Genomic DNA, 14,743 nt, shown 5'->3' with positions numbered 1-14,743 from the left:
GGGCGGCGAGGACAGCCGGGGCGCGCTTGACCGCTTCGCACTGGCCACTATATATAGCGGTGCCGCGACGGGCGGCACCCGCCTTTTACATTCTTCAATCAGGAACACACCGATCCATGGGCAAATCGCTGGTCATCGTGGAATCCCCGGCCAAGGCCAAGACCATCAACAAGTACCTGGGCAACCAGTACGTGGTGAAGTCGAGCATCGGCCATATCCGTGACCTCCCTACCAGCGGTTCAGCCAGTACCGCCAAGGAGCCGGCCAAGCGCGGCAAGACTGCTGGCGAAGCGCCGGCCCTGTCCGCCAAGGAGAAAGCCAAGCGCCAGTTGGTTGCTCGCATGGGCGTCGACCCAGAGCACGGTTGGAAAGCCAAGTACGAGATCCTGCCCGGCAAGGAGAAGGTGATCGACGAGTTGCGCCGCCTGGCCAAGGATGCCGACACCATCTATCTCGCAACCGACTTGGACCGCGAAGGGGAGGCCATTGCCTGGCACCTGCGGGAATCCATCGGTGGTGATGACAGCCGCTACAAGCGCGTTGTGTTCAACGAGATCACCAAGAAGGCCATTCAGGAAGCCTTCTCCCAGCCCGGCGACCTCGATATCAACCGCGTGAACGCCCAGCAGGCCCGTCGCTTCCTCGACCGCGTCGTGGGCTACATGGTCTCGCCGTTGCTCTGGCAGAAGATTGCTCGTGGCCTGTCTGCCGGTCGCGTGCAATCAGTAGCGGTGAAGCTGGTGGTGGAGCGCGAACGCGAGATCCGCGCATTCGTTCCGGAAGAGTACTGGGAAGTGCACGCTGACCTTGGCACCGCCAAGGGCGCGAAGGTGCGTTTCGAAGTGGCGCGTGAGAACGGCGAGGCCTTCAAGCCGCTGAACGAATCCCAGGCCATGGCGGCGCTGGAGAAGCTCAAGGCTTCCAGTTACTCCGTTGCCAAGCGCGAAGACAAGCCAACCTCCAGTCGCCCCTCCGCGCCGTTTATTACATCCACCTTGCAACAGGCCGCGAGCAATCGCCTGGGTTTCGGGGTGAAGAAAACCATGATGATGGCCCAGCGCCTCTACGAGGCCGGCTACATCACCTATATGCGTACCGACTCGACCAACCTCTCGGCCGATGCCATCACCATGGTGCGTGGCTTCATCGAGGGGGAATTCGGCCAGAAGTACCTACCGTCCAAGCCAAACGTCTATTCCAGCAAGGAAGGCGCTCAGGAAGCGCACGAGGCCATTCGCCCGTCCGACGTCAATCTGCGTCCCACTCAGTTGTCTGGTATGGAGCGTGATGCCGAGCGCCTGTATGACCTGATCTGGCGCCAGTTCGTGGCCTGCCAGATGCCGCCGGCGGAATACCTGTCCACCAGCGTCAGCGTCACTGCCAGCAAGTTTGAGCTGCGTGCAAAGGGGCGCATTCTCAAGTTCGATGGTTACACTCGCGTCCTGCCACAGCAGAGCAAGCCTGGCGAGGATGACGTACTCCCGGAAATGAGCGAGGGCGAACTGCTCAAGCTACTCAACCTCGAGCCCAGCCAGCACTTCACCAAGCCGCCGGCGCGGTACTCCGAGGCCAGCCTGGTGAAGGAACTGGAAAAGCGGGGCATTGGTCGTCCGTCCACCTACGCGGCAATCATCTCCACCATTCAGGAGCGCGGCTACGTAACGGTGCACAACCGTCGTTTCTACGCGGAAAAGATGGGCGACATCGTCACGGAGCGGCTGAACGAAAGCTTCGCCAACCTGATGGACTATGGCTTTACCGCCGGCATGGAAGAGCATCTGGATGACGTAGCCCAGGGCGAGCGTGACTGGAAGCATCTGCTGGACGAGTTCTATGGCGACTTCAGGAAGAAGCTCGAGCTGGCGGAAGGCGCTGACAAGGGCATGCGTGCCAACCAGCCAACCCCGACCGATATTTCCTGCCGTGACTGCGGTCGCCCAATGATGATCCGTACCGCTTCTACCGGCGTGTTCCTTGGTTGCTCGGGCTATAGCCTGCCGCCGAAAGAGCGTTGCAAGGCCACCATCAACCTGGTGCCGGGCGATGAGATTGCCGCGGACGACGAAGGTGAGTCGGAGTCCCGCGTATTACGCGGCAAGCATCGTTGCCCGATCTGCGCCACTGCGATGGACGCTTATCTGCTGGATGAAACCCGCAAGCTGCATATCTGTGGCAACAACCCGGATTGCTCAGGCTATGAGATCGAGCAGGGCCAGTACCGCATCAAGGGGTATGAAGGTCCGAGCCTGGAGTGTGACAAGTGCGGTAGCGAGATGCAGCTCAAGACGGGTCGGTTTGGCAAGTTCTTCGGTTGCACCAACGCGAGCTGCAAGAACACCCGCAAGTTGCTGAAGAGCGGTGAAGCAGCGCCGCCGAAGATCGATCCGATCCGTATGCCGGAATTGAAATGCGAGAAGGTCGATGACATCTACGTGCTGCGTGATGGTGCTTCCGGCCTGTTCCTGGCAGCCAGCCAGTTCCCGAAGAATCGCGAAACGCGCGCCCCCTTGGTTCAGGAGCTGATTCCGCACAAGGACGAGCTGGATGCCAAGTATCACTACCTGCTGGATGCGCCGAAGAAAGACCCGGAGGGGCGCCCGGCGGTGATCCGTTTCAGCCGCAAGACCAAGGAGCAATATGTGCAGACCGAGGTCGAAGGCAAACCAACCGGTTGGCGCGCCTTCTTCGATGGCGGCAAGTGGAAGGTCGAAGACAAGCGCTGACCGCCCCTAGCGCGTCCGTTTACGGGCGCGCATATACTGCCGGGGTCACCTGTGGAGGGCGCCGTCATGGCCCATGAGCTTTATACCCGCACCAACCAGAAAATCTTCTTCGCTGGCCTGTCGCTGGAGTCCTGGAGCAAGGCGGAAGAGGGCAAGGCCATGAATGCCCAGGCGTTGGTGCAATCCGAGCGCGAGGCGGTACTGTTCCACCTCTACGGTGCGCTTCTTGGCCTGTGCCACGAAATTGCCGGTTACTATCGCCTTCCAGAAGCAGGTGCGCCGCGAGTCGAGTTGCTACTGACGCCGGAAGTCCTGGCTGCTGCGCCTAGTCCTGAGCTGGCTGAGTTGGTGGAGTTGGCCCAGCAGCGTGAAACATGGCTGGCTGAGCTGCTCGTTGCTTATCGCGCATTATTCCAGCCACCTCAGGCGCCGAAGCAGGCAAAGATCGACCCGACTCTACCGTTGATCACCGCAGTCAGCATAGGTGAGGAAGAAAAGCCGTTGTCGCGTGAAGTCCTGGAATCATGGCGGCAAAATCTGAAATCGCTTGCGTTGCGCTTCCGGGAAACACTCAGCGAGTGCTGATTTGATCGACGGGCTAGGGCGTGCTGGCGGCTGGCTGCTACAATGGCCGCCTTTCGTGGAGATATGAACTTATGCCTACGTCCTTTCTGGAAATAGTCGAACTGCCTGACGGGCGCATCATTCTGCGCCGGGCTGAGGACGAGGAGGCGTTGGTTACGCTGGACTTCTCCGCCGATGCCAAGGCTTTCCTTCAGGGGCATCACCTGGAAGTCGCCAAAGCCATGCTGAATGTCGGTGTTCAGATGGCTGGCCGACTGGCTGAAGGAGAGATGGACCACCAGGATGGTCCGCGCGTCCTGCATTGATCTCTGGGGCCAGATCTTCCGCTGATCCGGTTACCGTCTCGTGTCAGAGGGGCGCTGCGATCATCAGGGGCCCAGAAACCTTTCATCCCAGTAGAACGTTCAGGCTTTGCGCGTCGCCTTGGCGTGCAGCTTGGGCCAGTTGGCGTTTGGCCCGTTGTCCCAACTGAAGCCAGCTCACAACCGTATGGCTGCGGCCTAGGCGCAGGGCTTCGCAAGCCAGCTCAAGAGCACTTTGCTCTCCGCGTGGTTGCAGGATCAGGATGCGTTCGCGGTTGAGGCCGGACTCGCGCAGCCAATCCCGGGAGAGGCCAGCGGGGGCGCCGATCAGTGTCAGCCAGCGTGCGTCTTTCTCTTCACTTAGTTCCCGCAATATCGAGGCGAGCAGGCTGCGGCAATGCCCGGCAGCGCCGCGCAGCGACAGTTCACTGAACGCGTCTGGTTCTTCCTTGCTGGTTTCTTCGACCACATCGGTCAGCAGCGGCGCCACGGGATTGGCCAGGATGGCCTCGTGGAACAGAGGGAGCTGTGACCGACCAAGCGACTGCGGGAACTGCATAGGGCCTCCTTTAACGGCGGATCACGCCGACACTCAAACCTTCGATCACCAGATCCTGTTCATCCAGGTTGACTTCGATTGGGGCGAACTCCGGGTTCTCGGCAATCAGCCAGACCTTTTCGCCTTCACGCTTGAAGCGCTTGACCGTGACTTCTTCGCCCAGGCGAGCTACGACAACCTGGCCATTTCGGGCTTCGCGGGTACTATGGACGGCGAGCAGGTCTCCGTCGTAGATGCCGATATCTTTCATCGACATGCCGCGAACGCGCAGCAGGTAGTCGGCTCGGGGATGGAAGAAGTCGGGATTGATGCGGCAAGATTCCTCGATGTTCTGCTGCGCGAGGATTGGCGCGCCTGCAGCGACGCGGCCAATCACCGGCAGTCCATCATCTTCGCTGTTGCCGGGCTCGAAGCCGGGGATGCGAATGCCGCGGGAAGCACCCGGGGTCATCTCAATCGCACCTTTTCGTGCCAGCGCCTTGAGATGCTCTTCGGCGGCGTTGGGTGACTTGAAGCCAAGTTCCTGAGCTATCTCCGCTCGAGTCGGAGGGAAGCCATTGTCTTCAAGGCAGCGCTTGATGAATGCGAGAATCTCAGCTTGGCGGGGCGTCAGTTTCAGCATGGAGGCGCTCTGTTTTTTTATACAGTTGCTGGGATTATATACAGTGATTTGGGCTTGGCAATGCTTCTTTTTTTGGCGAAGGAAGAAGAGGGAGGAATAATCGAGACACCCCTTTGGCGCACTGCCCGGGAGAATGACCGTTGCGTCAGATAGTGGTGAGGTCGACTTGACAATCTGACCGGATGAAACGTATGTTTCAAACAAGTGTTTGTCAGGCGGAGGAGCCATGGCCCAGTCGGAAACCGTAGAACGCATTCTGGATGCTGCGGAACAGCTGTTCGCGGAGAAGGGCTTCGCCGAGACTTCGTTGCGCCTGATCACCAGCAAAGCTGGGGTCAATCTGGCGGCGGTGAACTATCACTTCGGTTCGAAGAAGGCGTTGATTCAGGCGGTCTTCTCGCGTTTCCTTGGCCCCTTCTGTCAGAGCCTGGAGCGAGAGCTGGATCGTCGCCAGGCCAAGGCCGAAAACAAGGCCAGCCTCGAGGAGTTGCTGGAAATGCTCGTCGAGCAGGCCCTTGCGGTAAAGCCTCGTAGCGGAAATGACCTTTCTATCTTCATGCGCTTGCTCGGTCTCGCATTCAGTCAGAGCCAGGGGCACTTGCGCAAGTATCTGGAAGAGGTTTACGGCAAGGTCTTCCGTCGTTACATGCTGCTGGTAAATGAGTCTGCACCAAGGGTTCCCCCGTTGGAGCTGTTCTGGCGGGTGCACTTCATGCTTGGCGCCGCGGCATTCAGCATGTCTGGGATCAAGGCGTTGCGTGCCATGGCGGAAAACGACTTTGGCGTGAATACCTCGATCGAACAAGTCATGCGACTGATGGTGCCCTTCCTGGCGGCCGGCATGCGTGCCGAGACCGGCGTTACCGACGAGGTGCTGGCGAGCGCAATGCTGAAACCACGGAGCAAGGCCCCGGCAGCCCCCGCCAAGGCTTAAAACCATATGGGCGCGAGCGGGCTGATCGGCTAAGCTTGCGGCCCATGCAATACCTTGATCTCCTGCATATCTCCATCGCTGACCAGCAGCTCTACGGCTTTGCCGACGGGCAGTTGGTGCTGCGCATGTCTGTCTCTACCGCGCTCAACGGTGCGGGTGAGACCAATGGCTCCAATTGCACGCCCCGTGGACTTCACCAGGTTCGCGCGAAGATTGGCGGCGGTCTGCCCTTGGGGGCGGTGCTGCGTGGTCGGCGCTGGACTGGTGAGGTCTGGAATGTCGAGCTGCACGGGCGTTTTCCGGGAAGGGATTGGATACTGAGTCGCATTATGTGGCTCAGCGGTCGAGAGCCAGGTCGCAACCGCCTTGGTAGTGTCGACAGCTTCCGCCGCTATATCTACCTGCATGGCACGCCAGATACCGAGCCAATGGGCGTGCCTCGTTCCCATGGGTGCATTCGTCTGCGCAATACGGATGTGCTGGAACTCTTCGATCGAGTGCCCGTCCACTGTGCGGTACGCATTGACGAAGCGCCCTGCCCGGACTGGGCGGCGGCGCAACTCTCTTAAGGATTATTAATGCAAGGTTCCCTGATGCTGGATATCGGCGGCACCTGGTTGACCGCTGAGGATCGGCAGATCCTCCGACAGCCAGAAGTTGCCGGTCTGATCATCTTCGCCCGCAATATCGAAAGCCCGCGTCAGGTACGCGAGCTTTGTGCGTCCATCCGTGCCGTTCGTCCGGACCTGATTCTTGCCGTCGATCAGGAAGGCGGCCGCGTACAGCGCCTGCGACAGGGTTTCCTGCGCCTTCCCGCGATGCGGGCCCTGGCCGACAACGACAACGCGGAGCAACTGGCTGAACAGTGCGGCTGGTTGATGGCGACCGAAGTACTGGCGGTAGGCTTGGACATCAGCTTTGCCCCGGTGCTGGATCTCGACCACCAGCGCAGCGCTGTGGTGGGGAGTCGTGCGTTCGAAGGCGACCCCGAACGCGCTGCGCATCTGGCTGGTTCGTTCATCCGTGGGCTGCGTGAGGCCGGCATGGCTGCTACCGGCAAGCACTTCCCTGGACACGGCTGGGCGGAGGCCGATTCTCATGTGGCGATTCCCACGGACGAGCGCAGCCTTGAGCAGATTCGAGCGAGCGACCTGATCCCCTTCGCCCGCCTTGCGTCCGAGCTGGACGGCATGATGCCCGCCCACGTCATCTACCCGAAGGTGGATAACCAGCCGGCTGGTTTCTCCCGGCGTTGGCTGCAGGAAATCCTGCGTGGGGAACTGAAGTTCTCCGGCGTCATCTTCAGCGATGACCTGTCCATGGCCGGTGCCCATGTGGTGGGCGACGCCGCCGAGCGCATCGAGGCAGCCCTGACCGCGGGTTGCGACATGGGGTTGGTGTGCAACGATCGCGCAGCCGCCGAGTTGGCCCTGGAGCGCCTGCAGCGCTTGGGAGCGACGCCGCCGGCCAGCCTCGCGCGCATGCGCCGCCGCGCTTTCCCCGGTACCGAATACCGCCAGGACCCCCGCTGGCTGCAGGCGACTGCAGCATTGCGTGAAGCCCAGTTGATCGATTGAGGAACCGACATGACCGTCTACGCCATCATTGGTGGTACAGGCCTGACCCAGCTCGAAGGCCTGAGCATGAAAGCGCTGCTGCATCCTGACACGCCTTACGGTGCACCCTCGGCCGGTATCGTTCGTGGTGAGTACGCCGGGCACGATGTGTTGTTCCTCGCTCGCCATGGCCACCCGCATCGCATTCCGCCGCACCAGGTGAACTACCGGGCGAACCTCTGGGCCCTCAAGCATGCGGGCGCCCAGGCGGTGATCGCGGTGAACGCGGTGGGCGGCATTCATCCGGCCATGGGCAGCGGCCACCTTGTGGTGCCGCATCAGGTGATCGACTACACCCACGGTCGCGTCGGTACTTTTTTCGAGGGTGACCTGGACCACGTCACCCATATCGATTTCAGCCACCCGTATGACGAAGTGCTACGCGGCCAGTTGCTTTCCGCACTGAATGCCTGCGATTTCCCGCATAGCGATTTCGGCGTCTACGGCTGCACCCAGGGGCCACGCCTGGAGACCGTTGCCGAAATCACCCGCCTTGAGCGCGATGGCTGCGACATTGTCGGCATGACCGGCATGCCCGAAGCTGCGCTGGCTCGTGAGTTGAACCTGCCCTATGCGTGCCTGTCTCTGGTGGTCAATCCGGCTGCCGGAAAGTCCGAAGGCATTATCACCATGGCCGAGATCGAAGCCGCTCTGGCCGCGGGTATCGGCAAGGTTCGCAGCGTCCTGGCCCACGTGCTGAAAGCCTGACGTGTCCTGTCCCGCAGCAGGCATCTCGGTGTGATGCCTGCTGCGGTGCTCCGGTTCAGACAATTCGGGGCAGGGGGGCGAAGAGGGCGTCGATGTCCTCTTCCGCCAATCGCCAGCCTTCCTTCTCGCGGCCGTCGAGAATCCCTCTTGCGAGCGCTGCCTTCTGCGCTTGCAGTTGCTGGATCTTCTCCTCCACGGTCCCGCGCGAAATCATCCGATAGACAAACACCGGCTTGTCCTGGCCAATGCGATAGGCGCGGTCTGTCGCCTGGCGCTCCACCGCCGGGTTCCACCACGGATCGTAGTGGATAACCGTGTCGGCGGCAGTGAGGTTAAGGCCAGTTCCGCCAGCTTTCAGACTGATCAGGAACAGCGGCACTTCACCGTTCTGGAAGCGTTGTACGGGCGTCCGGCGATCACGGGTGTCGCCGGTGATCTGCACATACTCGATCGCGCGTTTGCGCAACTCATCCTCGATCAGCGACAGCATGCTGGTGAACTGCGAGAACAGCAGCACCTTGCGGCCTTCGGCGATCAGTTCTTCGAGCATTTCCATCAGGCTATCCAGCTTGCCCGAGCTGCTGCCTCGCGAGCGAGTGCCACTTTCCTCAATCAGTCGCGCGTCGCAGCACACCTGGCGCAGCTTCAGCAGGGCCTCGAGGATAACGATCTGGCTGCGGGCCAGGCCCTTGCGGTCGATCTCGTCGCGGACCTTGTGATCCATGGCCAGGCGCACTGTTTCATAGAGGTCGCGTTGGCGGTCGCTGAGTTCGACCCACTGGGTGATCTCGCTCTTGGCCGGCAGTTCGGTGGCCACGGCTTCCTTGCTGCGGCGCAACAGGAAAGGCTTGAGGCGGGCATTGAGGTGTGCCAGACGGGTGGCGTCGCCGTGTTTCTCGATGGGCGTCCGGTAGTTGCGTAGGAAGCCCTGGCTGTCGCCCAGCCAGCCGGGCATCAGGAAGTGGAACAGCGACCAGAGTTCGCCCAGGTGATTTTCCAGTGGCGTGCCGGTAAGGCACAGGCGCTGGTGGGCTTGCAGTTGGCGTGCCGCTTGGGCTGCTTTGCTGGCGTGGTTCTTGATGTACTGCGCTTCGTCGAGGATCAGGGCGTGCAACTGCAGTTCAGCGAACTGTTCCAGATCCCGCGGGAGAAGGGCGTAAGTGGTCAGCAACAAGTCATGCTCGGCCATCCGCGCGAAGGCTTTCTTTCGACTGGGGCCATGCAAGGCGAGGACGCGCAGGTCCGGCGCAAAGCGTGCAGCCTCGTCCAGCCAGTTGGGGATCAGGCTGGTGGGCATTACCACCAGGGCCGGGCGGTCGAGGCGGCCGGCTTCCTTTTCCAACAGAAGATGGGCGAGGGTCTGCAGAGTCTTGCCCAGACCCATGTCGTCACCGAGGATGCCGCCGGCTCCGACTTCTCGCAGGGTTTGCAGCCAGGCCAGACCTTCGAGTTGGTAGTGGCGCAGTTCGGCATTCAGGCCCTTTGACGGGCTGCAGGCGGCCTTGCTGCTGTCGCGTAGTTTGCGCGCCAGATCTCGAAGTTCTTCACCGCCCTGCCAGTGCAGGTCCAGCTCTTCGAGCTGGCTCAGGCGCGCAGCGTCGGGGCGTGCCAGGCGCAGGGTCTGGGACGGGTCCTGGTCGCGTTGGTAGAGCTCGCCCAGCGTTGTCAGAACGGGCTTTAGTCGAGAGAAAGGCAGCATAACCTGCAAGGGGCGCCCATCCGCCGCGCGGGTGGCATCCAGTTGCAGGCGTAGTTGTTCGTCGTCCTTGCGGCGCTGGAGGTTCTGCGGGTCGAGCAGCTCGGGATTGCGCTGAATCAGGCGCAGCAGTACCGGAAGCAGGCTGATTCTGCGGCCTTCGACGACGATGCCCAGTTCCAGGTCGAACCATTCACGGCTGGGCGCTTCTTCCACTTCGGCGTACCAGCCCTCGACCTGGGACAGGTCGAACTGGAAGCCGGGACGAATATCGATAAGCCAGCCCTGCTCGCGAAGAGCCGGCAATTGCTCGCGCATGAAATGCAGCCATTGCTCATCGCTGGGTAGCTCGAACATCTCGGCGCTGTTGGCGGGCAGCGCCAGGCTCTGCCGCAGGGCTTCCTTGAAACCGTGCTGGCGTAGAACATCCCGCAAGGCCTGCTCGGCTTTCGGGTGGCGTGAGATGGAAAGGCGTTCGCCATTGGTGCGGTGATGCAAGCGCTCCGGTTTCGCCGTCTTGCCATGGGTGTGGGCGCCGCCGTAATCGAACACCAGTCCGGCGCGGTGCTGCTGGCTGCCGACCATGCGCCCGCTGCGCAGGTCGTACTGGCTCTGCGCATGGCTCCCGAGGATCAGGTGCGGAACGGGTTGGAGGTCATCGATCAGGCGTTCGCTGGGCGGAGTATTGGCTTGCCAGCCGGACGCGGGCTGGGTGAGCAGATGGCTTATGGCGGCAACGCAGTGCTTGCAGTTGAAGCCCACTGGACAGCTGCAACGGCCGACGATGCCCAGTCCCTGGGGGGCTAGGCGGATCAGTTGGGTATAGAAGTGACCTTCGGACCCTTCGCAGCTGGTTTCGATGGCCTTGTCGCTGAGGCTGAGCAGACGGATGCGGTTTTCCGTTGCGTATCTGAGGCCACGGGAAAGAGCGCCTGGATCGAAATCCAGGCGCCAGTCCAGTTGCCTCAGTTGGTCGAGCAGGGCACTCATGGCGCCTTAGAGGGGGCTGATGCGGATCAGGATGCCCAGGTTGCCGTGGTCGAGGTAGGTGAGCTCACCATTCTTCAGGCGGGTGCCCTGGCGCAGGCGCTCGCTGCTGCTGATGAGGCCGCTACTGTCGAACTGGTTGATCCAGAAGTCGGCCTGAGCATCGACGCTGCGATCGAGGGTTAGGGCCAGCGTGCCTTCGACTGGGAAATGCCCCAGCTGTTGCTCGCCGGAAGTGACCGAGACCTTGTTCTCCATGGCCGACAGGTTCTGTGACCATGCCTTGTGCAGCAGGACCTCGTAGCCAGCGTTGGGGTTCAGCTTGGCTGCTTCACCATCCAGTGCGGTGCCGCGCTCGCTGCCGGCGATGGACTGGCTGCCTGTCGCCCAATCGTCCGGAGCCGACTGGCTGGCGGGGATGGGGTCGCCGGCCTGGCGGAAGATGATCATCTCCACCGAATAGAGGCCGTCAGCGAAGGCTGCCGGGGCCAGAAGGGCGAGCAGCAGGGCGAAGTTACGGATGGCACGCATGGGTTGTTCCTTATAGGGGGCAATCATTCCGCAGACTACTGCGGGGTCAGGCGTTCGAACAGGGCTTCAAGGGTGTTGAAGCGTTCTTCCGGGCGCTCCATTGGCACCTGGAACTTGAACAGGGTGGCGCCTTCGAACTTGTAGCGCTTGGGGTGGCCCTGGATCAGCTTGATCAGCACCAGCGGGTCGACGCTGGTGGTGGCGTCGAACTCGATGCGGCCACCTTGCGGGCCTGCATCGACTTTCTTGATGCCGAGCTTTTCCGCCTGCAGCTTGAGTAGGGTCAGGCGCACCAGGTGCTTGGTCGGTTCAGGCAGCAGGCCGAAGCGGTCGATCATCTCCACCTGCAACTCCTTCAGGCCATCTTCGTCGGCCGCCGAGGCGATGCGCTTGTAGAGAATCAGACGAGCATGCACGTCCGGCAGGTAATCCTCGGGGATAAGCGCCGGCACGCGCAGGTTGATTTCCGGTCCGCCGCCCAGAGGTTGCTCCAGGTTCGGCTGCTCACCCTTGCGGATCGCCTTCACCGCACGTTCGAGCATTTCCATGTAGAGGGTGAAACCGACCGCCTGGATCTGTCCGCTCTGGCCGTCGCCAAGGAGTTCGCCGGCGCCACGGATTTCCAGGTCGTGAGTCGCGAGGACGAAACCGGCACCCAGGTCCTGGGCGTTCGAGATGGCCTCCAGGCGCTTCTCGGCGTCCGGCGTCATCTGCTTGCGCGGCGGCGTCAGCAGGTAGGCGTATGCCTGGTGGTGGCTACGGCCGACCCGCCCGCGCAGCTGGTGCAGCTGGGCCAGGCCGAACTTGTCGGCGCGCTCGATGACGATGGTATTGGCACTGGGTACGTCGATACCGGTTTCGATGATGGTGGAGGCCACCAGTACGTTGAAACGCTTGTGGTAGAAGTCGCTCATCACCTGCTCGAGCTCGCGCTCGCGCATCTGGCCGTGACCGACTGCAATGCGAGCCTCCGGTACCAGTTCAGCCAGCTCGGCGGCGCATTTTTCGATGGTCGCCACCTCGTTGTGCAGATAGTAGACCTGACCACCGCGTAGCAGCTCGCGAAGCAGGGCTTCCTTGATGGCGGTGTTCTGTCGCTCCATGACGAAGGTGCGTACCGACAAGCGGCGTGCCGGCGGCGTGGCGATGATCGACAGGTCGCGCATGCCCGCGACAGCCATGTTCAGGGTACGCGGGATGGGCGTGGCGGTGAGGGTGAGAATGTCGACTTCGCTACGCAGGGACTTCAGCTGTTCCTTCTGGCGCACGCCGAAGCGGTGTTCCTCGTCGATGATCGCCAGGCCCAGGTTCTTGAAGCGCACATCGTCCTGCAGCAGCTTGTGGGTGCCGATGATGATGTCGATCTTGCCTTCGGCCAGCTGCTGCGCCGCGCCGTCCACTTCCTTGGCGGACTTGAAGCGGCTCATCACTTCCACGGTCACCGGCCAGTCGGCGAAGCGGTCGCGGAAGCTGTTGTAGTGCTGCTGGGCGAGAAGGGTAGTGGGCACCAGCACCGCAACCTGCTTGCCGCTGTGGACGGCGACGAAGGCCGCGCGCATGGCCACTTCGGTCTTGCCGAAGCCGACGTCGCCGCAAACCAGGCGGTCCATGGGCTTGGGAGCCAGCATGTCGGCCAGCACGGCCTCGATGGCGGACTGCTGGTCCGGGGTTTCTTCGAAGGGGAAGCCGGCGGAGAAGGTGGCGTAGTCCACCGTCGGGTCCTTGAACGCATAGCCTTCGCGGGCGGCGCGACGTGCGTAGATGTCCAGCAGTTCGGCGGCAACGTCGCGCACCTGCTCGGCGGCCTTGCGCTTGGCCTTCTGCCAGGCTTCGGAGCCTAGTCTGTGCAGGGGCGCAAGGGCATCGTCGCTGCCGGTGTAGCGGGCGATCAGGTGCAGGCTGGCGACCGGGACGTAGAGCTTGGCTTCCTCGGCGTATTGCAGGGCGAGGAACTCGGCAACCTGGCCGTCGATCTCGAGGGTGATCAGCCCCAGGTAGCGGCCCACGCCGTGATCGATATGCACGACGGGAGCGCCTTCGCGCAGCTCGGCCAGGTTCTTGATCACGTTGTCGCCGGCATCGCCGCGACGTTCGCGACGGCGGCGCTGCATCACGCGCTGGCCAAACAGCGGGCTCTCGGCGATCAGTGCAAGGCCCGGGTCGTCCAGCAGCAGACCTTCATCCAGTGGTGCGATGGTGATGGCCAAGCGCTCGGAGCTGGCGACGAATTCCGGCCACCCCTCGACTTCCAGCGGGCGCAGTTTCAGGCGTGCGAGCATCTCCAGCAGTACTTCGCGGCGACCAGCAGATTCAGCACTGAACAGCACTCTGCCGGGGAATTCGTCGATGAAGCGGCGCAAGGCTGCCAGGGGTTCGGTGGCCTTGGCCTGGATCGCCAGGTCGGGCAAGGCGCGAGCGGAGAAGCGCTCGCGGCCGACGCCGGGCTCGACGTCCTCCTGGCTCAGGATCAGGCGGGGCGAACCCTTCAGGCGGGCGAAGCAGTCTTCCACCGGCAGAAACACTTCGGCGGGCGGTACCAGAGGGCGTTCCGGGTCGACACGGCGTTCTTCGTAGCGGTTGCGTACGTCGCTCCAGAACTGCTCGGCCGCCTGCTCGATACCTGGCAGGGAGAACACCTGAGTGTCCGCTGGCAGGTAATCGAAGAGGGTTGCGGTCTCTTCGAAAAACAGCGGCAGGTAGTACTCGATCCCCGCGGGGGTAATACCGCTGGCCAGATCCTGATAGATCGGGCAACGGCGGAAGTCGACGTCGAAACGCTCGCGGAAGCGGCCGCGGAAGTCAGTGACCGCCTTCTTGTCCAGCGGGAACTCGCGCGCCGGCAGTAGGCGGATGGACTCCACCTTGTCCACCGAACGCTGGGTTTCCGGATCGAAAGTGCGCAGGGTTTCGATCTCGTCATCGAACAGGTCGATCCGGTAGGGCAGGTCGCTGCCCATGGGGAACAGGTCGATCAGCGCGCCACGCACGGCGAACTCGCCATGCTCGTAGACTGTGTCCACGCAGCGATAGCCGGCCGCTTCCAGGCGCAGACGCATCTGTTCCACATCCAGTTTCTGGCCGACATCCAGTACCAGGCTGGAGCCGAGCAGGAAACGAGTTGGCGCCAGACGGTGCAGGGCCGTGGTGATGGGGACCACCAGTACGCCGCGCTTGACCCCGGGCAGCCGATAAAGCGTATCGACACGCTGGGAAATGATGTCCTGGTGCGGCGAGAAAAGGTCGTAGGGCAGCGTTTCCCAATCGGGGAAATGCAGGACATCGAGGTCCGGGGCGAAAAAACCCAGTTCCTGCTCAAGTCGCTCGGCCGTTTGGCTGTCAGCGGTCAGCAGCAGGGTGAATCGCTTACCGGCGCTGGCGGCTTCGGCGATGGCCAGGCTCAGTGCGGCACCGGGCAGATTGCCCCAGTGCTGCTTGCCAGCGGCGGAGGGGAGGGGCGGGAGGCGCAATACGGACACGGGC

At 62.3% G+C, this 14,743-nt stretch carries 12 protein-coding genes; 7 read left to right on the top strand and 5 right to left on the bottom strand.

Annotated features, from left to right (window positions below; genetic code table 11):
- Positions 1-116: 116 nt before the first annotated feature.
- The 3 genes from topA to D6Z43_RS09245 all read left to right on the top strand — a co-directional run bounded on the left by topA (position 117) and on the right by D6Z43_RS09245 (position 3,613).
- The gene (topA, locus tag D6Z43_RS09255; RefSeq protein WP_120651657.1) at positions 117-2,723 is read left to right on the top strand and encodes a type I DNA topoisomerase; all 2,607 of its coding nucleotides are present in this window, start codon (positions 117-119) and stop codon (positions 2,721-2,723) included.
- Between the two features lie 66 nt (positions 2,724-2,789).
- On the top strand, positions 2,790-3,308 hold the full coding sequence (locus D6Z43_RS09250; RefSeq protein ID WP_120651656.1) for a DUF6586 family protein: 519 nt from the start codon (positions 2,790-2,792) through the stop codon (positions 3,306-3,308).
- Between the two features lie 71 nt (positions 3,309-3,379).
- Positions 3,380-3,613: a hypothetical protein gene (locus tag D6Z43_RS09245; protein WP_077525348.1), complete on the top strand. Its 234-nt coding sequence runs from the start codon at positions 3,380-3,382 to the stop codon at positions 3,611-3,613.
- Between the two features lie 82 nt (positions 3,614-3,695).
- Here the strand turns inward: D6Z43_RS09245 and sulA are convergent, their stop codons facing one another.
- Positions 3,696-4,169, bottom strand: a complete 474-nt coding sequence (sulA, locus tag D6Z43_RS09240) for an SOS-induced cell division inhibitor SulA (RefSeq protein ID WP_120651655.1) — start codon at positions 4,167-4,169, stop codon at positions 3,696-3,698.
- 10 nt (positions 4,170-4,179) lie between these two features.
- Positions 4,180-4,791, bottom strand: a complete 612-nt coding sequence (gene lexA / locus D6Z43_RS09235) for a transcriptional repressor LexA (RefSeq protein WP_120651654.1) — start codon at positions 4,789-4,791, stop codon at positions 4,180-4,182.
- Positions 4,792-5,017: 226 nt separating this feature from the next.
- On the opposite strand from lexA, the gene D6Z43_RS09230 reads away from it, so the two are divergent.
- Genes D6Z43_RS09230 through D6Z43_RS09215 form a run of 4 tightly spaced genes read left to right on the top strand, consistent with a single transcriptional unit; the run spans position 5,018 to position 8,049 of the window.
- Positions 5,018-5,725: a TetR/AcrR family transcriptional regulator gene (locus D6Z43_RS09230; RefSeq protein ID WP_120651653.1), complete on the top strand. Its 708-nt coding sequence runs from the start codon at positions 5,018-5,020 to the stop codon at positions 5,723-5,725.
- Positions 5,726-5,769: 44 nt separating this feature from the next.
- Positions 5,770-6,294 carry a L,D-transpeptidase gene (locus tag D6Z43_RS09225; protein ID WP_120651652.1) on the top strand — a complete coding sequence of 175 codons (525 nt, stop codon included), beginning with the start codon at positions 5,770-5,772 and terminating at the stop codon, positions 6,292-6,294.
- Positions 6,295-6,303: 9 nt separating this feature from the next.
- A complete protein-coding gene (gene nagZ, locus D6Z43_RS09220) occupies positions 6,304-7,302 on the top strand; it encodes a beta-N-acetylhexosaminidase (protein WP_120651651.1) in 999 nt (332 codons plus the stop codon).
- 9 nt (positions 7,303-7,311) lie between these two features.
- Positions 7,312-8,049, top strand: a complete 738-nt coding sequence (locus tag D6Z43_RS09215) for an S-methyl-5'-thioinosine phosphorylase (RefSeq protein ID WP_120651650.1) — start codon at positions 7,312-7,314, stop codon at positions 8,047-8,049.
- Between the two features lie 55 nt (positions 8,050-8,104).
- Here the strand turns inward: D6Z43_RS09215 and D6Z43_RS09210 are convergent, their stop codons facing one another.
- The 3 genes from D6Z43_RS09210 to mfd are packed head-to-tail and all read right to left on the bottom strand — an operon-like array spanning position 8,105 to position 14,739.
- Positions 8,105-10,735: a DEAD/DEAH box helicase gene (locus D6Z43_RS09210; protein ID WP_174235580.1), complete on the bottom strand. Its 2,631-nt coding sequence runs from the start codon at positions 10,733-10,735 to the stop codon at positions 8,105-8,107.
- Between the two features lie 6 nt (positions 10,736-10,741).
- A complete protein-coding gene (locus D6Z43_RS09205) occupies positions 10,742-11,263 on the bottom strand; it encodes a CsiV family protein (protein ID WP_120651649.1) in 522 nt (173 codons plus the stop codon).
- Positions 11,264-11,298: 35 nt separating this feature from the next.
- Positions 11,299-14,739, bottom strand: a complete 3,441-nt coding sequence (mfd, locus tag D6Z43_RS09200; RefSeq protein WP_120651648.1) for a transcription-repair coupling factor — start codon at positions 14,737-14,739, stop codon at positions 11,299-11,301.
- Between the last annotated feature and the right edge of the window lie 4 nt (positions 14,740-14,743).

It is taken from the genome of Pseudomonas sp. DY-1, from assembly GCF_003626975.1.
Taxonomy (GTDB): Bacteria; Pseudomonadota; Gammaproteobacteria; order Pseudomonadales; family Pseudomonadaceae; genus Metapseudomonas.
The sequence above is the reverse complement of the archived record's forward strand: the minus strand, read 5'-3'. Positions and strand labels throughout refer to the sequence as shown.